Below are 24,154 nucleotides of genomic sequence, written 5' to 3'. Positions count from 1 at the left end.
CTCAATGTCTACAGCTTTTCCATAGGGCTCGTTTCGTTTCCGGAATGCCTGTACCACACTTGAACCTTTAGCGACATCCACGCCAATAACAGGTTCCATTTCCTCACTCCTTCTCCTTGATTTCACCGGCCTTTTCACGATGGTTCCAAATCCATAGCTTCGCTTGTGATGCGGGGTCTACCGCCCCTACCAGCTCAAACATGGTCTTTTGGAGGTCGTGAGAGAACAGTTTTTATTACGGGTTCATTGCCCCTAAAGCCGCCACGTTCTCCCGGCTCCCCCCATCGTAAAACGACCACAAAAAAAGGCCAACCAGAAGATTCTGGCTAACCTGATAATACGAAAAACCACCAACATTAATTAGTGGTTTTTTTTCTGAATTCTTTTAGTAAGTAGTTAGTTTAGTAGCTATTGTTCTCTTTCTTGCTTCGGAATTACTTCATCGCTTTAGCCAGATCGGTGAAAATAACCCCGAGCGCATACGCGCCCGCATCCGGGTATCCGATGCTGCGTTCCCCTACCGTACCCGCTCTACCCATTCGGGCAACGATATCCGCCATCTTCTGCGCGCCGAGCACCGCTGCTGATCGACACCAAATTGAAGAATGGCGCCGGGCGGTTTGCTTCTTCGAATCCGGTGCTTCAGCCCGCGTTTGACTATATTTTTACGCACAAGCATGAAAATTTCAGCCTGAAGGAGATGGCCAAGCGGCTGCTGGAATCCACCGATTCGCCAATCCATCCAGTGAGCGATGATCTAGGCTTTTGCGACACGGGCTATTTTATCAAAACGTTCAAAAAGTTCGAGAACCTCACCCCGGCCGTGTACCGGAACATGTATGCCGGGATATCCGCGAAGTAATCGTTCCAGGCTGTCGACCATTCCTATAAAAATCCGCATGCACGAAGGGATTTTTGCGATGGCCGTTATCCGACCAAGCCCGTTAACGGGTCTTGTTCTGATTCCGGTAGTCATCCACGACAATGGAATATAATTTCAGATCTTCATGTTTGCCTTTCACAAATATAGACTGTCTTATGATTCCCTCAAAGGTCATGCCGGCCTTTTCCATCACTCTGGCTGATCCTAGGTTTGACGGCAGACAGCTGGCTTCGATTCTAACCAGGTTCATTCGTTCAAATCCATAAGAGATGATGGTCCTGATCACTTCGGTCATGTAACCGCGATTCCAATAATCCTTGGACAAGGCATATCCCAGTTCTGCTTTGTCATGATGAACATTCCAAGCCATAAATCCTGAAGTTCCGATGACCCTTCCGGTTTCTTTGTCCACGATCCCCCACGGGGCCACGTCATGATGGTCGTATTTTTGCAGCACCTTGTTTAGATAATGGCGGGTATCTTCTATCGTTTGATGCGTCGGCCAGGAGGTATATCTCGATACCTCATCATCCGATCCGTAACGAAAGATATCGGGCTCGTCCTCGCTTCTTAATTTTCTTAAAATCGTTCGGCTTGTTTCTAAGGTTGGCAGATCCGAAAAGATATCCTCTATCCGCATGTCCTTCCCCCCTCCAATGCCTTCAAAATATCCTTTGTCAATAATTCCGGCATCCTGTCACGATTGAATTCGTTCAAGCTGATGATGCCGACTTCCTTTCGACATTTAATTATATCTATTTCAGGGTGACTCTCGACGGGTATCGTTCCTAGAACAATCCGGCGATCACTAATAATCTCTTGTACCATGCTTTGAAAAGAGGCAGACAGCATCTGCATAAATCCCATTTCGTCCATGACGATGATTTTCTTGGAGGACAAGGCTTCCCGTAATTTATGAATAGCAAAATCCTCGAATTTCCCAACCTCTACGCCGTACCTGCCAACTCGAATATGGCTGGGACTTTCCACATTTGCAATCTCTACGCTTTCTCCATCGACAGCCACGCATCTGAAACCGATTCGATCGCCTGCATTCGTTATTTCCTCCGTATAAAAACCGCCGCAAAGATCAGGGCCGACGAGATGTATGAGTTTCTTGATCAGGGTCGTTTTGCCCATCCTCGGCTTCCCCGTGAGTAAAAATGCCGTTTTGGCATTCAGCGGTTTCCCGTCCAATCTGGACAGCAGCTTATACTGAGGCGGGTTCACAAATCCCAAGTCTCATAAGGGACCGAACGCTCTGTACGGATGGCGTCCAGCGTGCGCGTTTGAATGTGGGGCCTTTTTATGTATTCATCCAGGTTGGAATCTACCAAGTCTACGAATTTCGCTTCCACAATTTCTTCCGGTTGAACGGTTATTTCTCCGCTGACGTATTCCGCATGAAAAACGACGGACAACACGTGCAGCCTCTCATTGTAGTAGACTCCTGAAATGCCTAAAGGGCGTATAACCACGCCCGTCTCCTCCAGAAACTCCCGGCACACCGCTTGATCCAGCGGCTCCCCGGCATCAACGAAACCTCCGGGCAGTTCCCACGTATCCGAACGCAAATGCGTCCGAACCATCAGCACATGTCCGTCTCTATTCTTCACTAAAGCTGAAACAGCAACCAAATGCTTTGACTGTTCAAACATCGATTAACACCGCCATTTCCATGTTTGATCTATCATTTCAATGACTGATCAAGTGAAGAATTCGTTTGAAGCGTTTTTGTTTTTCCATCATTATACATCATATTCCGATCTCCAGCATTTTTGCCCTCACATGCTCTACCCTGCGATCCATATCCGTTCCGTCGTACTTGGGAAGCTTGAGTTCACTGACCATGTTCCCGTCGCGCATAAACATAATGCGCTCCGTCCGGGCCGCCACGTTAGCATCATGCGTTACAAGCATGACCGCCGTGCCTTCCGCGTTGATTTCGGAGAAAATGTCCATGATTTCCTGCGCGGATTTGGAGTTGAGCGCGCCCGTAGGCTCATCGCCAAAAATGATTCTCGGGCTGTTCATCAGCGCCCGGCAGATTCCCGCACGCTGAAGCTGTCCTCCCGAAACCTGCGTGATGTCTCGCTTTTCCAGCTCTTCGATTCCCACCCTCTTCATAAGAGCTCTTGCTTTTTTCGTCAGGGATGAAACGTGTTTTCGTTGATCCCGCATGGATGGAAGAATGATATTATCGAGGATATTGAGGTTTTTCAGCATCGTTGGCTGCTGGAAGACAAACCCCATATGGGTCCTCCGTATATCCGAAAGCTCATTCTCCGAGGCTGCCGATAAATCCTTGCTGTCAAAAAAGACCGTTCCGCCGTTCACGCCATCCGTCCCGCTCAATGCAAACATGAACGTTGATTTTCCCGAACCGGAAGGCCCCATAACCGAAACGAACTCGCCCTCGTGAATGCAGGCGGACACGCCGTCCAGAACCCGGCGATGGTCATCACCTTCGCCGAAAGATTTTACGATATCATCACAGATAATCAATTTTTTCATAGGTTACTCCTTCATATGTTCGGATATTTTGATTCGTCCCGCGCCAGAAACGCCGATCACGGTTGCGATCAGCACCGCGCCGATCATCAACATGGGGCTGAACAGATACACCGAAAGCGGATCGATCGCAAAATGAAATGTCGACGCTCCAAACGAGGAAATTGCGGCACCTGCAAGCATCTCACCGACCGTGTTGGCCAGAAGCGTTCCAACCATGATGCCGACAATCAGAACAAATACCGAACGCGAGACATACTGCACCTTCATATCCGAGTTCGTAAAGCCAAAGGCTTTCATGACGGCAATCGCATGCCGGTCCTTGGCAACCAGCATTTTCATAAACAGCAAGGTAACGAGAACCGCTATTATCAGCGCCACCGTAACGGCAGCGTTGGAGGCCGTTTTGACGGAGCTAATGGTCGAGCCGAACGTTTGCGATACAAAGTCGTCAATGTCCGAGATCTTTGCATAATCGAACCTCTCCGCATAGGCGGAGACCTTCTCATGGACAAGCGTTTGATCGGATAGCTCAGCGCAGACAATGCTCCACATCGTGTCCGCCGTATCGTCGGTGAATACAGCCTTTGCGGTTTTGCCGCCGTTGGTAATGTCGGAGTAGATTCCGCTTACCGTGAGGGCTTTCGCCTTCCCCTCGATCACCAACGTGATGATATCGCCGACCTTTTTGCCCAACTCATCGGCGTTTATCGCCGAAAGCGCAATTTCGTCTTCTGCGGGTGCTTTGCCCTTGGCATATGCTATAGGGAACACCGTATGGTCCCCAAGCTCGATTTTGATATTTTCCTCCGTCCCGTCTCCCGTTTTGATTTTGAATGTTTTGGTTGAAAGGACGGCTGTCTTTGTAATGGCAGGGTCGTTGTTCATCGTATGGACAATATCGGCCGTTTTTTCCGATATTTGCCCAGTCTGCTGAATGTCAACCCGCATGTCGTAGCTTCCGATGCCCATATATTGAATAAAGCTTTTGGACGAGATCGTGTTGTGCAGGTTCTGCGGTACGATCATGATAAATGCCGAGATCACGATTACCGTCAGGCTTATAGCGTAAAGTCTTTTCCTGGCGAGAACGTCTTTGATCCCGAGAAAAACATTGGTGTTAAACAGCCTGTTTCCGCTCAGATTAAAGCGTCCGGCGCCCGTGTTTTTCTCGGGTGAAGTGCCAAAGCGTACCGCATCTGCGGCCGATATGGTCCGAAAGCGATTCAGAACCCTGCTTACATAGGCGATGATCGTCAGGAAGACAAGCAGTATGCCGATCAGTCCGAACGGCAAGGCATAAGAAGAATGGCTGCTTTCTCCCATGTAGAGACGTATGTTCTCAAGAAGCATTCCTTTGAAAGGCACCGAAAGCGCAAAGCCAAGAATACTTCCTGCCGCGGTAATCGCAGCATATTTCGCGAGATAGATCTTTTTCATATCGGAAACACGCAGCCCTATCGCTTTCATGACGCCGATTTCACGGTAATCGTCTTCGATTTTGGCTAAGAGGGTAAAGCGTATGCACATCAGAGATATCGCTACGACAAGAATGCTAACGAGAAGGATAACGCCGATCATTATCCCGTCGGAAAGGGCGTTCATCATTCGGAACAGCTTATAGGTAACCGTAGGTCCGTTCGCTTCAAGACCCGCGGAAGCGTAGTCTGCTTCAAATGCGCCTAGCTCCGACAAATCCCTTAGTCTGAACTCAATCAAATATTCCGTATTGCCCGAATTTTTGATCTCCGCGTAATCCTTGTCACTGACCAGAAAACGCTTGGAGGCGGAGAGCGTGGAATTCATCTGCGAATCGCGGAGGAATCCGGCAACGGTAAATGCCTTCCCGCTGATCACCGCAACATCGCCAACCCTTGCCATATTGTCTCTCATATAATTTATAGGAACATATAACTCGCCGTCGTCCGCGTGAATGATGTTCCCGTCCAAATCAAGCAGATAATCGAATTTCTTGCTCTGTATGCTGAATCCGTTATCCTGAACGCTATGGGCAAGCGAATGCTCTCCTAACCGAATCCGCGCACCGTCCATGTTGAGAAATTCTGTCACTTGGAAATCTTCGACATTGCCGTGCTGCTCCGCAAAAGCTGCTAGCCGTTCAGTATCGATATCACCCGAATGCATTTGCATAAAATGCGGGGTTTTGGCTTGCGTCATGAGTGTATGTACCGCTCCGGATAAATTTAAAATGAGCACGGCCGCGAGCGAAACCAGCATCGCTGCTGCTGCAACGAAGATCATGGTCATCAACGTGGTCCATTTGCTTTTGGATATATCCCTTCGGATGATTCTGAAATACATAAGGCCCCCCTGTGTTCAAGCATTTTAACCGATGTCTACCATCACAGCTTTCCTAAGATAAAGAGGAGAAAGGATTGCTTCTCTGCCGTTCCCCCTGCTGATGAACTTTCCTGCGCTGATTCATGCTTGTCCGCTTTCATCTCCTCCACCAAACATCCCCATAACCTCCATCAGGCTTCCGCTTTCTGCGCCGAGCAGCCTCTCGACGTTGCAAACAAAGGCCAGAACTCGCTGCCCTCGCTCCTCGTCACTCATCGTTACCAGATCTTCATCAAAAACGGTATTCGCGTAGATCACTACCATTTCCATGCATTCATACGGGAACGGCGTGCTGAACAGCCCCTCCTCGATGCCTTCGCGGATGATGTCCGTCAGGATCTGCGGAACACCGTTGATAATGACCTTATGTATCTTTTGATGCATGAGCGCATTCTGAGGCTTGTGAATATGCTCCATGATTTCCTTGCTGCTCTCTCCATCGCCGCTAATGTTCAGCGCCATCACAACACGGATGATGCGCTCGATTACCGGTATGCTCTTGTCCAAGGCAATGGCCTGTGCCCGATCCAACAATCGGACGGTATACCGGTCAATCAGCGCATCCATGATATCCTCCTTCGACTTGAAGTGATGATACAAAGTTCCGCGCGCAATGCCGACCTTTTCGAGAATATCGTTGGTACTTGTGCCGTCAAAGCCCTTCTGACCGAAAAGCGTATCCGCCGCGTCAAGGATTTCATTCTTGCGTTCCTCCGCTTTTTTTACGATCCGCATGCTTCCCCCTCCTTTCCTAGACCGACTGTCTGTCGGTAATATCATATCATGCCGCTTTCCGTTGTCAAGGCCGTTGTTATCTGAAAAAAATAAAAAGAGACCCATCCCCCATAGAGGAATGAGCCTTCAAGACGCACGTCAGAATTTCCATATCTATACATCACTCCTTGGATGGAATGATATCATCCAGTTTTTGATTTCAACGAGAGCCTTAACTATTCTCTGGTACATACTCTTCCTTCAACAGACCATAATGCGCTAGGTCTTCATATTCACCCCATTTTTTAATATGTTGTCTTAATATTCCTTCATGCTTCATTCCTAGCTTTTGCATGACTTTGCCCGATGCGGGATTGTTCCCCAGATGACGTGCAAAAATGCGGTTTAATCGCATTTCTTCAAACGCATATTTTACGATTCCTTTTGCCGCTTCTGTACAATAGCCATGATTCTTGTATTTTCCCCCTACCCAATATCCAAGCTCACCGTGATCAAAATTTCGGTTGCAGCCTATACTGATTGCGCCAATTACGTAATTTTCTTCTTTATGTACAATAGCTAATTCAAGGGATCGATCTTCATTGAAGTTAGCAAAATGGGACTCTATCCATTGTTCTGCCATCCCATCCTCGTACGGGTGCGGAATATATAACGTTGTTTCTGCAATATATTTATCGCCTGCCAGTTCCTGTACGACTTTTGCATCTTCTAAACTGAACGGGCGTAAAATCAGCCTTTCTAATACGATCGTCGGTAGTTTCTTCAACAATGTCCCCCTCCTTCTTTCGGCAATCGAATCGTAAACGTTGTCCCTTGCGAAGGCTTGCTCTCCACTGTGATGGTGCCGTCATGGGCTTGAATCAGCTTGTAGACGATCGCCATTCCCAGTCCGGTGCCCTCAGAGGCAGCATCCGTCGTGGTCCCGCGATAATATTGCTGGAACAGATGGGCTACCGTATCGGCCGGCATGCCTATGCCATTGTCCGTAATGCGGATAGCGGCAAACTCTCCTGCGTCCGTGATCCGAACGAAAATCTCCGTAAACTCCGGATTATGAATGATCGAGTTCATCATGATATTTTGCAGGATGCGCTGCATGTATTTCGCATCAAAATCCACGCGCATGGCAGACGAATCCGTTTGAAAATGCAAAAGGTAGTTGCTTGCCTGCGGATTATTGCTGATATCGGCTACCACCCTTTTGGTGAACTCGACGATATCCTGATTCGCCTTCTGTAACGGCAGCGCGCCATCAGCCCGGTTGAGCTGCGTAATGAGGCTTAAATCCTGAATCAATTCCTCCATATGCTTTCCTTTATCGTCCATTTCCCGGATGAAAGAGATCGCCTCTTCCTTCGACCATTCGTACTGTTCGTTCAATAAGAGAGCCGAATAGCCCTTAATATAGGTTAAAGGTGTTTTCAAATCATGGGATATCCCCGCGATCCATTCCTGTTTGGCCTGTTCGATTTGGGTTCTTTCCGCCTCGTTCGCTTGCAGGATGCTGCCCAAGGACTGAAGATGCTGGAGCACCTCCTGATAGAGGCGGTACCGCATGCGCAGTTTCCCTTTTCGGGTAACGATTTTGGACAAATCGGCCGGTTGTTTGCAATCATCTTTCGAAAGCTGTTGAATCCAGGTCATTATGAATCCGATCGGGCCGCCAAAATACCATCCGAACAGGGTTATACATAGCAGCGTGCTGACTCCGAAGATCGCTCCTACGATAAGTCCTTCATTATCCTCGCTGAAATGGATACCTAGCATGGGAAGAACACCTTCAAGCATAATAACAAGAAGAATCCCCGTCCCAAGAATCCACAGAATGAGCCCTGACGCCAAATGTACCGTGAATCGAGTTTTTATTCGCATGCCAGTGCCTCGTTCGGGGGGATGAATTTATAACCGATTCCCCTTAAATTCACGATGATAGCGGGTTTGCGGGTATCATCGCCTATCTTTTTGCGCAGCTTGGAGATATGGATCGTGACCGTTTTTTCTTCCCCGAACACGTCACTCCCCCATACCAGCTCATAAAGCTGAGCCGTCGTGAAGATATGATTGGGATGCTTGCAGAAGAAATGCAGCAGCTCCAGCTCCTTGGCAGTACAATCTACTGGTTGGCCCTTCACGATTAACGTTGCCGATTCCGGATGAAATGAGAGGTACCCGTAATCGTATGCCGTGTTTTGTTGAAGTGCGTTCTCCATAATCTTTTGCCTACGAAGAATCGCCTTGATTCGGGCAATGACTTCCAATGGATTAAAGGGCTTTGTTATATAATCGTCCCCGCCGATGCCTAACCCCGTTAACTTATCGAAGTCGGTAGAGCGCGCGCTGATGAAAATGATCGGCGCATTCGTATGTTTCCGGATCTCCGTGCAGAGTTCAAAGCCGCTTAGATCCGGGAGCATAATATCAAGCAGGATCATGTCATATGATTTTTCTTTGACGCGCTGCAATGCGCCTTTACCGGATGAGACCGTGTCAATATGCGTAAAGTTTTCTTTCCGGAGCGTAATCTCCAATAACTTCAAAATACCAATCTCGTCATCGACGGCCAATATGGTTGCAGATTCCATTTGCTATTCTTCCCTCGTTTCAAACTAATCCAGAACATGTATTTCTATCTTACCTTATTTAATCCTTTACGAGTTTTCACTATGTCAAATGTTACGAGTTTTTTCCGCTCCGTTTACTTTATTTTTACTTTCGTTCCTTAAGCTAAGTGTAGCACATCAATCAGAGAGCGGGAGGAAATCAGAGTGGAAACCATGATTCAAATCCATCAAGTAAGCAAGGCGTTCAAGGGATCAGAAACCATTACGAACGTCAATATGAACGTTAACAGAGGGGAAATTTACGGGTTTTTGGGTCCGAACGGTGCCGGGAAAACCACCATTATGAAAATGATCTTAAACCTGGTCAAACCGTCTTCCGGTGAAATCCGAGTATTCGATCAACCGGTTCTCCCCACATCGGTTCAATACCTAAAGAGAATAGGCAGCATTATTGAATATCCCGTGTTTTACGACCGGCTTACGGCCGAAGCCAACTTGGATCTGCATTGCAAATACGTCGGCTATCACAATAAATCTGCGATTAAGGAAGCGCTGGAGATCGTAGGCCTTCACGGAGTCGGGAAGAAGAAAATCCATGAATTCTCGCTAGGAATGAAGCAGCGGTTAGGGATTGCGCGGGCCATTGTGACGAAACCGGACATCCTTATTCTCGATGAACCGATCAACGGACTGGATCCGATCGGAATTAAGGATATTCGGGAGCTCTTGCTGCTATTCAAGAAGAACTACGGAACCACCATTCTCATATCGAGCCATATCGTGTCGGAAATCGAATCGGTTGCCGATACGATCGGCATTATTCATCAGGGGCAATTGTTAACGGAAGTAAAGATGGAGGACATCCGGGGACAGCATGCCGGGTCGTTGGAGGCGTATTTCATCAATCTCGTTCATGGAGGCAAACGCTATGCTTAAATTGATACAGCTGGAATGGCAAAAGAATAACTTGTCCGGATATTTCAAAGGATTAGCCATTTGCATTGCGGCTATTTTCGCCGCCGTTACGCTGATGGCGCTGGGTTCCAAAGGGGAAAACGAGCCCATGAGTTATGCAGATTTCATATCGTTATCAGGTGTTTTGATTCGAATCACCTATATCATATTCTCAAGCGTTATTCTGTCCCGTTTAGTGATTGACGAATACAAGAGCAGCATGATCCAAGTGTTGTTCACCTACCCGCTGCAGCGAAAAAAAATTATTCAAGCCAAGTTATCGATTGTGTTTGGATTCTGTTTTTTCAGCATCATCATAACCACGTTCCTGATCCATCTGTTAACGTACCTCTTGAATCCGATGATCGGTTTATTTGACGCGTCTATTCCTGTCGCTGCCATGATGGCCGCTGTTCCGGCCACGGTGCTAAACGCCTTTATGATGGCCGGCATCAGCCTCATTCCGTTATCGTTCGGCATGAGAAAAAAATCGGCGCCTTCCACGATTACTTCGGCTGTCATTATTGGATTCTTGATTAACGCATCGGTGTCCGACGGGGGAAGCTCGTCCAGCTTGTTCCAATTCATCGCCATCCCGATTGTTCTCTGCCTGCTTGGCCTGATCCTTAGCTATCTTGCTTTTTACAAAGTGGATCGAACCGATGTAGCTTAAGATTAATGCAGTATATGAACGGTGGAACCGCATTGTCTTGGTAGCCGTCAGCGGGTTGGCGATGGCTTGTCAAGGCATAGGGGAACAAACATTCAATCATGAAGCTTCCTTTGAAGCCAGCCTTATCGAAGAAATTGAAATCCATAAGGAAAACGAAACGCACTATTGCCGGCAAGCCCTAGCCAGGGAAAATCCCTTGGAGCCGCACGGCAATAGCTGTTTTTTCCTTTGGATGTAACGTTCTCCCCAGACTTAAGGTGTTAAAAGTCCAGCGTTAAGGATGCGATGACTTCTTCGAGTAGACTTCCAATGCCTTTATGACAACTTCTTCATGGATCCCGCTCATCGTATGTATTCGTTCTGCCCATTCCTCGATACCCTTCAGCTGAGGCTCCGCTTTTCTGCCTTCCTTGGAACTTAGGTAGCTTTCGTAATGATCGAATTCCCAATGGAGAACCTCCTGATCCGTAAAAATCCTCTTTTCCACAAGCGGATCGCTGAACAGGCGCTGCGTTTTTTGCCCGGCGATGATCAATGCCTCATCAGATACAGGCGTCAAGTCGAATGCTTGGCTGCTTTCCTTTCCATTTGGTCTTCCGTAGGTTACCAAGAGACGATTCGCTCGGGTGTTCAGTTTAATGCGTGAACCTGGAAAGAAACCATCGACGAATTCTTCCGTATACGCTTCATGACCCGATTCCAACAAAATGGGCTCAATCCATTGATCTCCCAGATCGCAGAAATATTTATTGCCCTCTTCGTTGACGGCGACCACGGCGACATGCAAATGCTCCGTTAGCACTCCATAACAGGGGCGTTTGTTCTGTCTGAATTCATCGATTAACCAAATCGCCAAATCAAAACAATTGCCCGACGTTCCATACAATGCGCGATGCTCTTTCATGACATCCGTTGTTCGTTGTTTGCATTCCGGGTCTATTAAACTGTGCCAGGCTTTCGTTAAGGTTTCCATCGGAAAATCGTTGAACTTCCTCCATACCTGCATGATATCTTCAGTGGCTCGCATATTCCTTCCTCCCTTTACGGCTTCTGTCATCTATGATACATGTTCGGGCATCTCTCCTATTCCTATTCCTTCGGGTAATAAATTTCCGTTACGCCATTCGGCTGCAAGGTGTCGTTAAAGGTTTCAAATCTTGCCTTGGCAGCATTGACGCCATATTGGCTCCGATGATCGGTTTCGCAGAAATACTGCCAGAATGAACAAATATGTTTCTCCTCGAACCGGAAAACCTCGTATTCCTCTTCCGGAAGATTCAAGGATACCATGCCCTCCGGGATCTTCCCGATACGACTTACCTTCAAGGCTACCGTCATCTTCGATCCGTCATCATGGATTACCATGTACGTATTCGGATCGGCAGTTTGATGCTCTATTTCGTCTCTTCTGGACCTAAGGGTTGCAAACAAGCGCTGTTCGTCCTCATAGGATTGCGGAAGCTGATTCTGAACGCCGATTAACCATCGATTGCCTAAGCGTTCTCTTCGAACCGACCACAGATCTTCCATATGGACTTGGCTGATCTCCGTCATTTCATATCCCCTTTCTAATTATTAGCTGCGCATTTCAGTTTCGGGATCCTTCCATTCTGCAAAAAAGTCACACCTTCGCTCTTTGTTGTAGTGGGATCATTTCACATAACGTTCCCTCGTCTACGAAGTGACCCGGTCTTAGATAACTCATATCTTAGGCCGGGTCTATTGTTGTCTGATTATTCTGTTATGCCTTACTCTCTGATATTATTTATTCGTTTTTGTTATTCTTCGTTATGCTATAATTTCCCTAGTACAATATACGGCTAAAAGGGCGGTCGGCTAGTCTCCCGGAAGGGAGGTGAAGCCCATGGAGGTCAAAGACGCACTTTCCTTAATGTTCATGTTCGCTATGTTCATTTTGGCGCTTCTTACCTACATGAAAAAGAAATAGACCGCCCTGCCTAAGGTAACGGTCTATTTCGACCACCACTTAGCGGCCGACTGCTCTTTATGCAGTTATTGTGCTTAGGAGTCGTGTTCCAGCACGGCTCCTTACTTATTCTTACCTCAGTATAACTCAATTTATAACGTTTTTATAGGCTCGATTGTTTATTTTTATTCATATCTTGGCTGTCTGGTGCTGTAAACTTATTGATTGATTTGGCCGCCATCCACGGTATAAATGGATTGCGTTACATACGACGCATCGTCGGACAGCAAGAAGACAGCTACGTTGGCTACCTCTTCCGCTTCCCCGTATCGTCCGAGCGGAACGGCGGCGCCGAAAGCTTTTCTTGCACCTTCGGCATCCTCAGGCACCGTATTTTTCTCGATTTGGCGCATCATGCGGGTATTAATCACTCCAGGCGCTACGGCATTCACTCTCACGCCGAACGGAGCAGCTTCTAATGCAACCACTTTCGTCATGCCGATCACGGCATGCTTGGAGCTATTGTATCCGACAAATCCGGGCGAACCGATTAGGCCTGCGCCGGAGGAGGTATTCACGATGCTGCCGTAACCTTGCTTTTTCATGACAGGAACCACGTATTTCAGTCCAAGGAAAGCACCCTTGACGTTGACATTGAAGACCATTTCAAAGGTTTCGGTCGGATAGTCCTCTACATTGGCAGTGATCCCTTCGATCCCCGCATTATTGAAAAAGCCGTCGATTTTACCGAACTTCGCGACCGTTGCATCCACATACGCTTTGACTTCCTCTTCTTTGGCGACATTGGCCTGCAGCGCAATTGCTCTGGAATCATCCAGACCCAAATCGTAAATCACTTGTTGGACGGCTTCCAGGTTCAAATCGACCAGCGCAAGTTTGGCCCCTTGTTCCGCCAGTTTTTTGGCGGCTGCCGTTCCGATCCCGCCTGCTGCGCCAGTAATCACAATCACTTTTCCATCAAATTTGCTCATGGTGTATGCCTCCTAGTAAGATGTCATGATTCTCTGATATGTCTAAGTTCACCCATTATTGGGCTGTATATCCACCGTCAACCGTCAAGGTATTCCCCGTCATGAACGAGGAGTCATCCGAAGCCATGAAGAGAACAGCCTTTGCCATTTCATCGGCTTGTCCCAAACGCTTCATCGGGGTGGCCGCTGCCAGCGCTTGCTTGCTCTCCTCCGGAATGATCGGTGTGTCGATAAAGCCCGGGCACAGCGCATTGATCCGAATATTGTGCTCGGCATACTCCAGTGCCAGTGAACGCGTCAAGTTAATGACTCCTCCCTTGGCGGCGTTATAAGCCGCGGAACCGGGCGAGCCGACCCAACCGTACATGGATGCGGTATTAACGATCGTGCCTCCGCCTGCTTTTAACATTTCACGGATAGCTTCCCGGGCGACCAGGAATACGCCGTCCAAGTCCACGTTTACGGTGTTTCGCCACTCGGAGTACTCTAGATCATGTGAAGAATGAACGCGCCCGATGCCGGCGTTGTTAAATACAACATCCACTTTGCCAAAAGCTTCAGTCGCTTGCTTAAAGATATTGGCTACTTCTTCCTCGCTGGTAATATTCGCTTTAACGAACAACGCCTCGTGATGAAGCGCCTTCAGTTCGGCTTCAAACGCCTTGCCTTTGTCCTCATTGAGATCGACAAGCACCACTTTGGCTCCTTCTTCAACGAAAAGACGCGCGGTCGCCGCACCGATGCCGGATGCACCACCGGTAATTACAGCAACCTTGTTTTGTAATTTTCCCATCTTGGATACCCCCGTATAATGGATTAAAATAGTACTATATTGATTACAATTAAATTAAGATATTAAATTTAGTACTATTTTGCTTACAATTCAATTGTACTATTCTGTTCACATTTAACAATCATTAACCTGTGATGAAGTGTCGATTTAGTCAACACTTGGAACCAAACTGTCTTTTTTGGGGGGGCGCTCTTTTCGTGAATCATGAACAAATCGTGACATCGGCACGAAGAAATCGGACGAAAGAACATCTGAAATCCGCCTGTATTCAACTTGTAAAAGAGAAGGGTTATCATGCTGTAACGGTGAAAGACATCGTGGATAAGGCTGCTTATAACCGCAGCACCTTCTATGTCCATTACCAGGACAAAATCGAATTAGCCGACGATGTGCTGGCTTCCAAACTCCAGGGCTTGGAAGAATCGGTGGGCAAGCCCTACATACCGGGACACAAAGTGTATACGGCGAACCTCAGTGCCCCGTCCTTTAATATCGTGGCCTACATTTACGAGCACCGCGATTTTTTTGAGCTGATCAAATACGAGGATACCTTGCCGGGATTGCATACGGAATTCCCTCAAACGATCGTAAAAATCTACCAGGAACGATTCATATTCGAAACGATTAACCAGATCCCGGTGAACATGGATTACTTTAAGCGGTACACCGCCTACGGCTTTCATGGGTTGATTCTGAACTGGATTCGAAACAATTTCAGGGAATCGCAGGAGGATTTCATAAAAGAGGTCATTGATCTAACGAGGACGCATATTTACTCGGTGGAGTATGTGAACAAAGCGGACGAAACCTAAATAGGCTGCCTCTAGGGCAGCCTATTTCTAATTTGTTATTTGCTGGCGGAGAGAATGAACTTCTCCAGAGCTGCCGTGTCGGTAATGCTGTGATTGCAGCCTTGGCTCTCCAGACAAACATAATGGCTTATGGCAGAAAGATTATCCGCCGAAGCACCGGACGGCTTGGTCTTGACCGAGAACAAGGCGAGCTCTTGATGCCGATTGCAGAAGAGGCAGTACCCTTTCTTGTTGGTCGGCGTGATTCTCCCTTCGATCCCGATGAAGCGGCCTTCGAACGGATATACGATAAATAACCTGTTGCTGGCAATATCGACCCAGCCCAAATAGGTTACGTATCGAAAATCGATCGAGGTCAGATCCGGTAATTTCAATTTCTTATTTTTAGGAAATAACTTCTGAATCTGTTTTGGCGTAATCGTCGGAAAAGACTCCAGGTAAGGTTCCAAACCGTTCAGATATCGCTCGAAATCCTCGGCCTTCTCGAATGTAGAGACTTCGCCCAGCATCCGCTTCTGATCCTCGGCCAGCGATGGAAAGGCATCCATGATGTTGGCAACCGAACTGAACCTGACGGTTTCCAGAACGCGTCGATCTGCAACGGTTCGCAACGTCTTCAGAAGGAATTCCGATTGTTTTTTAATCACGTTAAATTGGTGGTTTCTAATAAATGTCGTACTCATAGCTTTCAGCCCCTTATTCTTATTCAAAGTTCAATAAGGTGCAAAGCCTGTTATTAGAAACGATAAAGTTAAGTTTGGGCGATCGAATTCATCCTATCGCACCCCACGCAAAGTATCGCCCCAGATCAGGCTTTGCATGAGGACTTCCTAGCTAATGAGCAATTCAGCATTGCCATCGGTATAACCCCCAATCCCATTTCATACGCAAAATTATATCAGCAAGTTATGGAAGGCGCAATTAGCTGCTACATCTATTTAATGGTGTCATACAAGTCTACTTCGATATGATCGACATCCCCATGTCCCCATTCATCTGAAATCTCCAGATGCCAGGATCTTAGCAATCTTTCATGTTTGTTTTCTCTTATCCTGTTGTGGAGTTCTTCATATGTATTTCTGACTTCATAATTTGGCCCCTTATGTCGTTGAACTGCATATTTTTGTTTCGGAACTACTACAGATACCATCCCTTCTGGTACTTCTGTAATGTCATTCACTTCAACACATACCCAGTAACCGTCCTCTTCTTCCGTTACATCCTCAACGAAGAATGCCCCAATCAATCTTGCGGGTTGTACAACGCCAGAAATCTCTTTCAGCCTTTCCTTAAGTACGACAGAAGCCTTTGGAATCTCATGGACATACTGGTCGCCAGGGCATACTACTCTTATTCCTACTAAATTCATTCTGTTGAGTTCGATAATCTTCGTTTGGCGTGCGCCCCCTTCGGTAAATTTATTTTTTGAATATTCGTTTAGTTAGACTCGAAATCCCTAAAATTTACTCGCCAATCCGTCACGAACGCCGGGTAATATCCCACTCGGTAAGCTACCCTTTGGGAGGCGATATTGCTAGCGATCACATCATAAGTCGGCACGCGTCCGCGATGCAATACCTCAAACGTTAAACGGTTTACAAGATAAGACGCCAATCCCATTTGGCGAAATTCAGGGAGTACCTCGATTCCGATTTGCCACATCGCGGCACACACGTTACAGGCCCCTGCCATGCCAACAATCCTGCCATGGTGCTTGGCGATTACGGCCAATACCGTCTGATACGGACGCCCCGGGTCGGTTACAATGGCATCCTCCAATCCCTCAAGCCCGTTAAGGCTTGAAATCTCATTCTCCTCCACCACTTCATACGAAAACCCGGCCGGTGGCTGCATCGGCTGGATTCTCTCTAGATCCGGGAGAAAATGCAAATAAAGTCCTCTAATAAACGGCAGCGAAAAAATCGTATCCCTTTCTTTCCCTTGCATCAACGTTTTGGCAATCGCCAGCCGCTCCGGCGTAGCCGACACCACAATCGATTTGCCCATCGACAAAATTTCGAAATAACGTTCATTTCTCGGATACGGTCTCCGCCCTGGATTCTCTCTGGCGTCTACAATAATCACGCGGTCTTTTTCCCCGTTTAAGTCATCCACCGTACAATTCAGATCAATCGCCAGCTGGGTCTGCACGATATGTATCATTTCTTTATGCGTCATCATGGTTTTTTGTCCTTTCTTAGGGGGAAGCCATATTCCAGAATAACCTCCCTTCTACTCACTTTCCATTCCACTCCTTTGCTCGGAATACCACTTTCTAAGCTGATTAATATGGGCCTGATGATAACGGTTATGGTCGGCCATATGCCACAAGCCCCAGCGAATGGTGGCTTGCTTTTCATTCTCGTGTCCGAATGTGACGATGCGATCCAGATCCGCATCCGTTAACTGCGAGCATGCATCTTTCAGGAAATTGAATACAACCTCATATTTAGATAGGAGGGTGTTCAGAGAGATCCCTCTGACCATCGGCAGCTTGTTATGCACATCGATCATCGGGCCGTACTCGTCCTTTAACGACGGGGGGAGCGCCTCTCCTTTGATCCGATAAGCCCAATTCAGATCAACGTACGTGATATGTTTTATTAATTGAGCGGTGCTATTATAATGGCCACCAGGTCCCTTATAATCAACTTCCTCTTGCGACATGCCCTCGGATATGGACTTTAGCCGCTCACTGTTCTCTCTGACAGCCCCATAGAACATGCCCACGATCGTTGACATATTCCCTTCGCCTTGCAAATCATATAACATCCTATCACAGCCTTTCTTGTAAAAATAAGCAGCATCCCCAAACCCTCACGATCCTAGAATTCGACATAGATCGGATGTGCCAGCGGGTCTAAACACATTTCGATTCGCTCCCGGAAGTTCATAAAGTTAACCATCTGCATTGCTTCTTCGATTGGAAAAAAACCAGTCTCCAAACTCTCTTCGGTTATGATCGGGACTCCTCCAACGGGCTCGGCCAGAAACAATGTATTGCATACACTGTCTTTCACATTATGGAAGATCCCGCAAAACCGCATGATTTCTATATCGATCCCCGATTCTTCCTTCGTTTCCCTAATCGCAGCTTGTGCGGGAGATTCTCCGATCTCCACGACACCCCCAGGCATTTCCCATCCTCGCTGCGGTCCTTTAATGAGCAAAATCTCGTCCTTTTCATTGATTACGATGGCAGCGGCAGACACAAAATGCTTGGCTGGATTCATTTATTTACTCCCCCTTCTAATATCCATGTCACGGCTTCATTCAAGTCTGTCGCGATAAAATCGGGATACGCATCTTTCCATTTGCCGAAGTACTCGTGGTTATTATATTTTTCCAGTTCCTTGGCTCCGGCCCCCGTCATCACTAATGCTTTCTTGCAGCCGGCTTCTTTGGCAGCCAGCATATCCGTCCATCTGTCCCCTATGACATAACACTTGGCTAAGTCCAGATGATTGTCTTCTGCGGCTTTCAACAGCATCCCTGCGGATGGTTTTCTACATTGACAACCCGCTCCATGCTCATGCGCACAAAGATAGATCTTGTCAAAACCAAAGGCTGACAATTCCGACTCGAATTCTCCCATCGTTGCTTCGCCACGTGCAATTCCAGGTTGATTCGTAAACGAACAAATAAGCATGCCAGCGGCTCTGAGAGATTGAATCGAATCCTGTACCTTCGGATAAAGCTCAAATTCACCGGGCAAAACAACCCGATCGGTTCCTCCAAGAGTTCCGTCCCTATCTATAAATACCGCTTGCCTGAACAAAACATCACCCCCATTCCCCAAGCATCACACAGCGCAGACACCTTGTTACAGGATGTCAGAATCCTAAACGATTAAAAACCGCTGGCTGCCGATGCATCGCTCTTTCTTATACACTTTCGTCGGTTTCGTCCCAAATGGCGGCTGCGCCATAGCCTAAATACTCACGCACCTCTAGAACCTCACTGCCCCGTATCACAATTTCCATGCCATTTTCAGAGTCCCACTCTGCTCCTCCACCCAGGATGGCTCCGAAAGTATGATCGTTTCGATCATAAGGATTTCGATAAAGATCAACTTCCCCTACGGACATAAACTCCAAAATACCCGCTCCATACACCTCACCTAACCCTGGAGGATAATCAGCCGTATCGCTGGACATTTTGAGGTCTTTCCACTCGCATGCTTTCTTGCATATTTCATGTACGGTTTCAGCCGGCAGCTGATTCAGCACGTCTTGTATGTAAATTTCCGCTTCCTTCACACTCATGTCTTCCGTGCTGAAACGATATTCGACATTGCATTGGAACAATGCAAGATACCCAAACCCAGACATGCCGCTTTCATCTGAAGGATCCTCAACTCCAACGTTTTTCAACTGAAATCTTTCGGCCACTCTATCTCCTCCTGAATCATCCGTCTATGTTCGGTTTTTATATAATGTAAAATACATCAAACGATCCTTTAAATCTGGCTCTTTAGTGAATCCCATCTTCTCTAATAACCTTTGTGATTGAACGTTTTCAATTTCCGTTGTCGCTTCGATACAATTAAGTTTCATCAAATTAAACCCTATCGGAATCAGTTCATGCAAAGCCTTTTGCATGAATCCTTTCCCCCAGTAATCCGGGGATAGATCAAAACCGATCTCAGCTCTTGTTTCTTCTTCGTCCTTGATCCAACAATGAAACCCACAGGTTCCAATGAGTTCGTTCTTGTCTTTTCCGAACAGCCCGTACCTGCAGCCCGAATCATGGATATGAAACATAATAATGTCCACTGCTTCATGTATGTCTTTACATGCTTCGATATCCATAAATTTTGTGACTTCGGGGTGAGAAAAGTGCCTGTATATGGATTCAGCATCATCAAGTGTCAATTCTCGCATGAACAGTCTATTGGTTTCAATCTTTGGAAATTCTACCATTCGTAATCGCCCTTTGCATTGAATTAAACCTTATTGAACTTCTCCTATATTCATCTATTCTCGACCGCACGGCAAAAAACCTTTTGTCACGGACGTTTTCAGTCACCGGTACAGCGCCCGACAAATGAAGGATACACGACAGAACGAACAAAGGGAAAAGCTATGATCAATCAGGTAGGCGGTGAACGAAGGAAAGTTGACTTTTATCCATAACCATACTACGATGTGTAGTATGGGGTGAGATAGGAATGAAGATTAAAAAAATGAATATCGAGGGCGAGGGCCTGAATCGATTTTTTGGACCACTGGAGTCAAGAATTATGGATATCCTCTGGTCTTCAGAGGCACTGAGTATCAAGGAAGTGCAGTCGATCCTGAATCAGGAGAGCCCGATCTCGATCAATACGGTGATGACCGTCATGAATCGTCTTCTGGATAAAGGCCTGCTGACAAAGGCAATGACGGGAACCGGCCGGACACGGGCAGCCAAGTTCAGTCCGCTGCAGTCAAGGGAGCAATTTCTCTCCGAACAGACGAAAGAAGTGTCGCAGGGACTCATTCAAGAATATGGGAGCTTGGTCGTGAACCACATGATCGATGCGCTGGATGATGTCGATCCCGAGGTGATCGCAAAGCTGGAGCGTAAATTAAACGATATCAAACGCGGGAAAAAGCAATGAATCCTACCCTACGGCTAAGATGTGCCTACGCGCTGATGATCGCATTCGTAGCTGTTGTCATGGTACATATGGGAATGCTCATTACATACCAGATCCGAAACGGAGTGGTTCAAGGCCCCGTACTGAATTACGCCTTAATCGACATTGTCATTGCGTATACCCTTGGTCAGATCATATGGCGAAGTACCCGGCAGTTGGCTTTATCGCAAAAATGGCTAAGGCACTTCCGTGCCAACAGGCACAACAAATTAACCAAGCGCCTCAATTACAAATACCGCTACTGGGGCACGGAAATCATCGTGGTACAGGACGATGCCTTTGTGGCTCTGACGATGGGTCTTCTGCGACCGAAAATTGTCGTATCCACTACCGTTCTAGAGATGTTTACTGACAAGGAAATAAAGGCGATTTTACTGCATGAACGATATCACTGCCGCAATTACGATGGATTAAAAATGTTCTTTTCGGCCTTGCTGGCAGACGCCTTTGGATATTTGCCGATCGTTAAACCGATTCTTCGCTACTATCAGACGTGGCAAGAGCTATTTGCTGACCGCTACGCCATCCGGCAGATGGGTACGGAGCAGTATTTAGGCAGCGTCTTATTACAATTAGCGAAACTCGGTAAGCTTCAGCGGTATGAGACAGCCGTGCATTTTGCGAATACGACATTGGAGTACCGGGTCATGCAGGTTCTTGAGCCTGATCTAGGGGTCCATGTTCCATTAGCCCTGCTGAAGCCTTTTCTGAGATCCTGTTCCATTTTGCTGCTCCTCATGTTGGGCGGGGATTCATAATCCCTTTTTTTTGAATGATTACACTACAATATGTAGTTCAATCGCAATCGCGTTTAGACGGAAGAATTTATCAAATAGGAGATGAACATATGCATAATGAGCTCATTCATATCGGACCCCTGACCATTTACGGCTATGGATTAATGATTGCAATCGGAATCCTGATTGCTTACAAGGTTGTTGCTTATAGAGCAGCTTCTAGACAAGTAGAACTATCCCATGTTTCCTCTCTGACTTTCTGGAGCTTATTAGGCGGGTTGGTCGGGGCTAAGCTTTTGTTTTGGATTACTCAAATGAACCATATCATCCAGGATCCCTCGATGGTTCTGAATTTTTCGGAAGGATTCGTGGTGTACGGTGGAATTATCGGGGGGATGGGGGTCGGTTATGCCTATTGTAAGAAGAAAAAGATAAATTTTCTAAAATACCTTGATCTTTTTGTGCCCTCCCTTGCATTAGCGCAGGGCTTTGGAAGAATTGGCTGCCTTCTCGCCGGTTGCTGCTATGGTGAAGAAACGGAGGGTTGGTTTGGAATAACGTTTCACGATTCCGAGCTTGCCCCGAATGATGTCAAACTCATTCCTACGCAAATATTAGAGAGCGTACTCAGCTTTTCTATTTTTTTCTTGCTGATTTATTTGGCTAGAAGAAAGAGACCTACCGGCCTAATAGCAGGTCTATATCTCATACTTTATAGCTTAGGGAGATTTATTATCGAATTTTTCAGAGGCGATATCATCCGAGGCCAGTTCGGTGCTCTCGCTACTTCGCAGTGGATCGCATTAGCCGTTGTTTTGCTCACGTGCATCGTATTCTTAACCCGGACTCAAAAAAAGATGACGACATAACATACAGATCATGATATTGGTATCCACTAGCACCCGGCTAAAGAGACAGAAGTCCTTCATTGCATTGTGCTTTCTGACTGAGGCAAAGAGAACTCGGAACAGGACGGGGCCCGGCCTTTATCAATGAAAGCCGAGCCCCGAGGGTACCTTCTGTTCGCTAGCCGAAACTGAATCCCATGTTCACCTCATGTATGCATTCTTCGTTCATGCTCGACATTAGCATCAAGCATACTGCTGAGGAACGGCTTCTGCTAATCGGATCGCTTATTCCTCTTCTGGCTGACCTAATGACTGCGCCGTAAACCGGTAAAATGCCATGGCATCCTCCACGGTGTTAAAACCAGCCTGGGCTATCTTATCGCTGCCTCCGCCTTTTCCTCGATAATCCGCCAGATGCTGTTTGAAAAAAGCACCGCAAGCAGGTCCGCTCTCCCCTCCTTGGGCGAGAACCACCTTATGGTCCGAGTTGGACGCGAAAAGCACGATAACCTCGGCTTGTTCGGTAAGCTTGGCTGCCAAGTTCTGCATATCCTTCATCGGCTTGTCCGCAAAAACATGTTTGACAAGTCTGCCTTGACGCTCATCCAACAGCTTCCCAGCCAGGTAAGCGTCATTCTCGGCCTTCACTGCGTTTAGTTCAGCTTGGAGCTGCTTCTGCTCCTGATCCCATTTGGCAATCCGGTCCAGAATCTCTTCCTTTGCCGTATTGAACCTGGCTGACAGGCTTCCGAGAATCTCCATTCCGGCATTAAATTCCTTCAATGCCCGATATCCACACTTAAAGTACAGACGAATATTTCCTTTCTGCTTCTCCGCTCTCAGCAGCTTGATCATGCCGATCTCACCCGTTGCCGAGACATGGGTGCCGCCGCATGCGTTATATTCGATACCTTCGATTTCAACGATCCGAATATCGTCGGTTACTTTCGGCTGCTTCACCAGCGGCAGGGCGGCCGCCTGCTGCCGGCTCACAACATAATTCGTTACCTGTCGATTAAGGTAAATCTGGTCGTTGACTTCCAGCTCCAGCATCATCAGCTGATGCTGAGGCAGATCCGACCGGGCGATATCGATGGTGGCATAATCCTGACCCAGGTGGAAGCTGAGCGTCTCCGCCTCGCATACCTGCAGACACATGGCGGACAGCAGGTGCTGACCGCTATGATGCTGCATATGGTCGAACCTTCTGTCCCAATCCAACCGGCAGGTTACCTCTTCCCTCTCCGGTAAACGTTCGATTTTATGCAGTATCTCTCCGTCCTCCTGAACGACATCAAGAACCGGGATTTTATCGATCCACCCGAGATCACAGGGTTGTCCTCCGCCATGGGGGTAAAAGGCCGTCTCTTCCAGTACCAGGTAGGTCCCGTCCTCCCGTTCCAGCTTCCGCGTGATTCGTGTCCCCCACTCCCGGGTATACGCGGATTCGTAATACAGCTTCTTTGTCATCTTCATGTCCTCACAGTTCCCAAGTTATAAATTCATACTGATATCAGCTTACTATAAAACAGTCCCGCAGCGCCAAATTCTATCCAATAAAAAAGACCGCCTGCCGGAGATGCCAACAGCACGGTCCTTGAACAAGAGGTTCGGGCATTACCTCATAGATTCCATTCTCTTCCCTATCTAGAATACATGATGACCAAGAAGAGTAGATTCTGTATAAGCTGCTGTTACCTCTTCTCTAAATCACACTCAAACCCAG

30 protein-coding genes and 1 pseudogene are annotated in these 24,154 nt (G+C 47.3%); 8 read left to right on the top strand and 23 right to left on the bottom strand.

Annotated features, from left to right (window positions below; all coding sequences use genetic code 11):
• Nucleotides 1–434: 434 nt before the first annotated feature.
• Nucleotides 435–584, bottom strand: a pseudogene (locus BMX45_RS09965) (DAK2 domain-containing protein); the annotation flags it as partial.
• A gap of 14 nt (nucleotides 585–598) precedes the next feature.
• On the opposite strand from BMX45_RS09965, the gene BMX45_RS30995 reads away from it, so the two are divergent.
• The gene (locus BMX45_RS30995) at nucleotides 599–862 is read left to right on the top strand and encodes a helix-turn-helix domain-containing protein (RefSeq protein WP_090909517.1); all 264 of its coding nucleotides are present in this window, start codon (nucleotides 599–601) and stop codon (nucleotides 860–862) included.
• 82 nt (nucleotides 863–944) lie between these two features.
• Here BMX45_RS30995 and BMX45_RS09955 read toward each other — a convergent pair whose 3' ends face one another.
• The 9 genes from BMX45_RS09955 to BMX45_RS09920 all read right to left on the bottom strand — a co-directional run bounded on the left by BMX45_RS09955 (nucleotide 945) and on the right by BMX45_RS09920 (nucleotide 9,072).
• Complete coding sequence (locus tag BMX45_RS09955) at nucleotides 945–1,523, bottom strand: GNAT family N-acetyltransferase (RefSeq protein ID WP_090909516.1); 579 nt, start codon at nucleotides 1,521–1,523, stop codon at nucleotides 945–947.
• Nucleotides 1,514–2,113 (bottom strand): nucleoside-triphosphatase, encoded by a 600-nt coding sequence (locus tag BMX45_RS30990; protein ID WP_139212445.1) that lies wholly within the window; start codon nucleotides 2,111–2,113, stop codon nucleotides 1,514–1,516. Before BMX45_RS30990 ends, BMX45_RS09955 begins: the two co-directional genes overlap by 10 nt.
• Nucleotides 2,110–2,541 carry an NUDIX hydrolase gene (locus tag BMX45_RS30985; protein WP_139212444.1) on the bottom strand — a complete coding sequence of 144 codons (432 nt, stop codon included), beginning with the start codon at nucleotides 2,539–2,541 and terminating at the stop codon, nucleotides 2,110–2,112. The genes BMX45_RS30990 and BMX45_RS30985 overlap by 4 nt, the downstream gene beginning before the upstream one ends.
• Nucleotides 2,542–2,638: 97 nt before the next feature.
• Nucleotides 2,639–3,397: an ABC transporter ATP-binding protein gene (locus BMX45_RS09945; RefSeq protein WP_090909515.1), complete on the bottom strand. Its 759-nt coding sequence runs from the start codon at nucleotides 3,395–3,397 to the stop codon at nucleotides 2,639–2,641.
• A gap of 3 nt (nucleotides 3,398–3,400) precedes the next feature.
• Nucleotides 3,401–5,716 carry an ABC transporter permease gene (locus tag BMX45_RS09940; RefSeq protein ID WP_090909514.1) on the bottom strand — a complete coding sequence of 772 codons (2,316 nt, stop codon included), beginning with the start codon at nucleotides 5,714–5,716 and terminating at the stop codon, nucleotides 3,401–3,403.
• Nucleotides 5,717–5,836: 120 nt separating this feature from the next.
• Entirely contained in the window at nucleotides 5,837–6,490 is a 654-nt protein-coding gene (locus BMX45_RS09935) for a TetR/AcrR family transcriptional regulator (protein ID WP_090909513.1), read from the bottom strand.
• Between the two features lie 211 nt (nucleotides 6,491–6,701).
• Complete coding sequence (locus BMX45_RS09930; RefSeq protein WP_090909512.1) at nucleotides 6,702–7,256, bottom strand: GNAT family N-acetyltransferase; 555 nt, start codon at nucleotides 7,254–7,256, stop codon at nucleotides 6,702–6,704.
• Nucleotides 7,253–8,362, bottom strand: coding sequence for a sensor histidine kinase (locus BMX45_RS09925; RefSeq protein ID WP_090909511.1), 1,110 nt, complete (start codon nucleotides 8,360–8,362; stop codon nucleotides 7,253–7,255). The genes BMX45_RS09930 and BMX45_RS09925 overlap by 4 nt, the downstream gene beginning before the upstream one ends.
• Nucleotides 8,353–9,072 carry a response regulator transcription factor gene (locus BMX45_RS09920; RefSeq protein WP_090909510.1) on the bottom strand — a complete coding sequence of 240 codons (720 nt, stop codon included), beginning with the start codon at nucleotides 9,070–9,072 and terminating at the stop codon, nucleotides 8,353–8,355. Before BMX45_RS09920 ends, BMX45_RS09925 begins: the two co-directional genes overlap by 10 nt.
• Before the next feature lie 192 nt (nucleotides 9,073–9,264).
• Between BMX45_RS09920 and BMX45_RS09915 the strand changes: the two genes are divergently transcribed.
• The gene (locus BMX45_RS09915; protein ID WP_254778018.1) at nucleotides 9,265–9,987 is read left to right on the top strand and encodes an ABC transporter ATP-binding protein; all 723 of its coding nucleotides are present in this window, start codon (nucleotides 9,265–9,267) and stop codon (nucleotides 9,985–9,987) included.
• Nucleotides 9,980–10,678 (top strand): ABC transporter permease, encoded by a 699-nt coding sequence (locus tag BMX45_RS09910; protein WP_090909508.1) that lies wholly within the window; start codon nucleotides 9,980–9,982, stop codon nucleotides 10,676–10,678. Before BMX45_RS09915 ends, BMX45_RS09910 begins: the two co-directional genes overlap by 8 nt.
• 274 nt (nucleotides 10,679–10,952) lie before the next feature.
• On the opposite strand, the gene BMX45_RS09900 is transcribed toward BMX45_RS09910, so the two are convergent.
• Both BMX45_RS09900 and BMX45_RS09895 read right to left on the bottom strand, forming a co-directional pair.
• Nucleotides 10,953–11,705, bottom strand: coding sequence for a hypothetical protein (locus tag BMX45_RS09900; protein WP_090909506.1), 753 nt, complete (start codon nucleotides 11,703–11,705; stop codon nucleotides 10,953–10,955).
• A 62-nt stretch (nucleotides 11,706–11,767) separates the two neighbouring features.
• The gene (locus BMX45_RS09895; protein ID WP_090909505.1) at nucleotides 11,768–12,232 is read right to left on the bottom strand and encodes a GyrI-like domain-containing protein; all 465 of its coding nucleotides are present in this window, start codon (nucleotides 12,230–12,232) and stop codon (nucleotides 11,768–11,770) included.
• Between the two features lie 310 nt (nucleotides 12,233–12,542).
• On the opposite strand from BMX45_RS09895, the gene BMX45_RS32220 reads away from it, so the two are divergent.
• On the top strand, nucleotides 12,543–12,626 hold the full coding sequence (locus BMX45_RS32220; protein WP_368087165.1) for a putative holin-like toxin: 84 nt from the start codon (nucleotides 12,543–12,545) through the stop codon (nucleotides 12,624–12,626).
• A gap of 197 nt (nucleotides 12,627–12,823) precedes the next feature.
• Here the strand turns inward: BMX45_RS32220 and BMX45_RS09890 are convergent, their stop codons facing one another.
• Nucleotides 12,824–13,597: an SDR family NAD(P)-dependent oxidoreductase gene (locus tag BMX45_RS09890; protein WP_090909504.1), complete on the bottom strand. Its 774-nt coding sequence runs from the start codon at nucleotides 13,595–13,597 to the stop codon at nucleotides 12,824–12,826.
• A 55-nt stretch (nucleotides 13,598–13,652) separates the two neighbouring features.
• Nucleotides 13,653–14,390 carry an SDR family NAD(P)-dependent oxidoreductase gene (locus tag BMX45_RS09885; protein WP_036664246.1) on the bottom strand — a complete coding sequence of 246 codons (738 nt, stop codon included), beginning with the start codon at nucleotides 14,388–14,390 and terminating at the stop codon, nucleotides 13,653–13,655.
• 197 nt (nucleotides 14,391–14,587) lie between these two features.
• On the opposite strand from BMX45_RS09885, the gene BMX45_RS09880 reads away from it, so the two are divergent.
• Entirely contained in the window at nucleotides 14,588–15,202 is a 615-nt protein-coding gene (locus BMX45_RS09880; RefSeq protein ID WP_090909503.1) for a TetR/AcrR family transcriptional regulator, read from the top strand.
• A 35-nt stretch (nucleotides 15,203–15,237) separates the two neighbouring features.
• Here the strand turns inward: BMX45_RS09880 and BMX45_RS09875 are convergent, their stop codons facing one another.
• The 8 genes from BMX45_RS09875 to BMX45_RS09840 all read right to left on the bottom strand — a co-directional run bounded on the left by BMX45_RS09875 (nucleotide 15,238) and on the right by BMX45_RS09840 (nucleotide 20,124).
• Nucleotides 15,238–15,885 carry a FusB/FusC family EF-G-binding protein gene (locus tag BMX45_RS09875; RefSeq protein WP_090909502.1) on the bottom strand — a complete coding sequence of 216 codons (648 nt, stop codon included), beginning with the start codon at nucleotides 15,883–15,885 and terminating at the stop codon, nucleotides 15,238–15,240.
• Between the two features lie 251 nt (nucleotides 15,886–16,136).
• Nucleotides 16,137–16,589: a GyrI-like domain-containing protein gene (locus BMX45_RS09870; protein WP_302847884.1), complete on the bottom strand. Its 453-nt coding sequence runs from the start codon at nucleotides 16,587–16,589 to the stop codon at nucleotides 16,137–16,139.
• 50 nt (nucleotides 16,590–16,639) lie between these two features.
• Nucleotides 16,640–17,383: a GNAT family N-acetyltransferase gene (locus tag BMX45_RS09865; protein WP_090909500.1), complete on the bottom strand. Its 744-nt coding sequence runs from the start codon at nucleotides 17,381–17,383 to the stop codon at nucleotides 16,640–16,642.
• 51 nt (nucleotides 17,384–17,434) lie between these two features.
• Nucleotides 17,435–17,974 carry a DinB family protein gene (locus BMX45_RS09860; RefSeq protein ID WP_090909499.1) on the bottom strand — a complete coding sequence of 180 codons (540 nt, stop codon included), beginning with the start codon at nucleotides 17,972–17,974 and terminating at the stop codon, nucleotides 17,435–17,437.
• Nucleotides 17,975–18,027: 53 nt separating this feature from the next.
• Complete coding sequence (locus BMX45_RS09855) at nucleotides 18,028–18,435, bottom strand: NUDIX hydrolase (protein ID WP_090909498.1); 408 nt, start codon at nucleotides 18,433–18,435, stop codon at nucleotides 18,028–18,030.
• Complete coding sequence (locus BMX45_RS09850; protein ID WP_090909497.1) at nucleotides 18,432–18,980, bottom strand: HAD-IIIA family hydrolase; 549 nt, start codon at nucleotides 18,978–18,980, stop codon at nucleotides 18,432–18,434. The genes BMX45_RS09855 and BMX45_RS09850 overlap by 4 nt, the downstream gene beginning before the upstream one ends.
• Before the next feature lie 106 nt (nucleotides 18,981–19,086).
• Nucleotides 19,087–19,593: a DUF6985 domain-containing protein gene (locus BMX45_RS09845; protein ID WP_090909496.1), complete on the bottom strand. Its 507-nt coding sequence runs from the start codon at nucleotides 19,591–19,593 to the stop codon at nucleotides 19,087–19,089.
• A gap of 24 nt (nucleotides 19,594–19,617) precedes the next feature.
• Nucleotides 19,618–20,124, bottom strand: coding sequence for a GNAT family N-acetyltransferase (locus BMX45_RS09840; RefSeq protein WP_090909495.1), 507 nt, complete (start codon nucleotides 20,122–20,124; stop codon nucleotides 19,618–19,620).
• Nucleotides 20,125–20,372: 248 nt separating this feature from the next.
• Here BMX45_RS09840 and BMX45_RS09835 point away from each other — a divergent pair, with 248 nt between their 5' ends.
• Genes BMX45_RS09835 through BMX45_RS09825 form a run of 3 tightly spaced genes read left to right on the top strand, consistent with a single transcriptional unit; the run spans nucleotide 20,373 to nucleotide 22,449 of the window.
• Nucleotides 20,373–20,804 (top strand): BlaI/MecI/CopY family transcriptional regulator, encoded by a 432-nt coding sequence (locus tag BMX45_RS09835; RefSeq protein ID WP_090909494.1) that lies wholly within the window; start codon nucleotides 20,373–20,375, stop codon nucleotides 20,802–20,804.
• A complete protein-coding gene (locus BMX45_RS09830) occupies nucleotides 20,801–21,601 on the top strand; it encodes a M56 family metallopeptidase (protein ID WP_090909493.1) in 801 nt (266 codons plus the stop codon). The genes BMX45_RS09835 and BMX45_RS09830 overlap by 4 nt, the downstream gene beginning before the upstream one ends.
• Nucleotides 21,602–21,615: 14 nt before the next feature.
• Nucleotides 21,616–22,449: a prolipoprotein diacylglyceryl transferase gene (locus tag BMX45_RS09825; RefSeq protein ID WP_254778010.1), complete on the top strand. Its 834-nt coding sequence runs from the start codon at nucleotides 21,616–21,618 to the stop codon at nucleotides 22,447–22,449.
• Nucleotides 22,450–22,713: 264 nt separating this feature from the next.
• Here the strand turns inward: BMX45_RS09825 and BMX45_RS09820 are convergent, their stop codons facing one another.
• Nucleotides 22,714–23,898 carry an alanyl-tRNA editing protein gene (locus BMX45_RS09820; RefSeq protein WP_090909491.1) on the bottom strand — a complete coding sequence of 395 codons (1,185 nt, stop codon included), beginning with the start codon at nucleotides 23,896–23,898 and terminating at the stop codon, nucleotides 22,714–22,716.
• Between the last annotated feature and the right edge of the window lie 256 nt (nucleotides 23,899–24,154).

Origin of the sequence: Paenibacillus sp. cl141a, from assembly GCF_900109305.1 — a bacterium.
Taxonomy (GTDB): domain Bacteria; phylum Bacillota; class Bacilli; order Paenibacillales; family Paenibacillaceae; genus Paenibacillus_AQ; species Paenibacillus_AQ lautus_A.
Note: the sequence above shows the minus strand (reverse complement) of the source record. Positions and strands in the feature narration are given on the sequence as shown.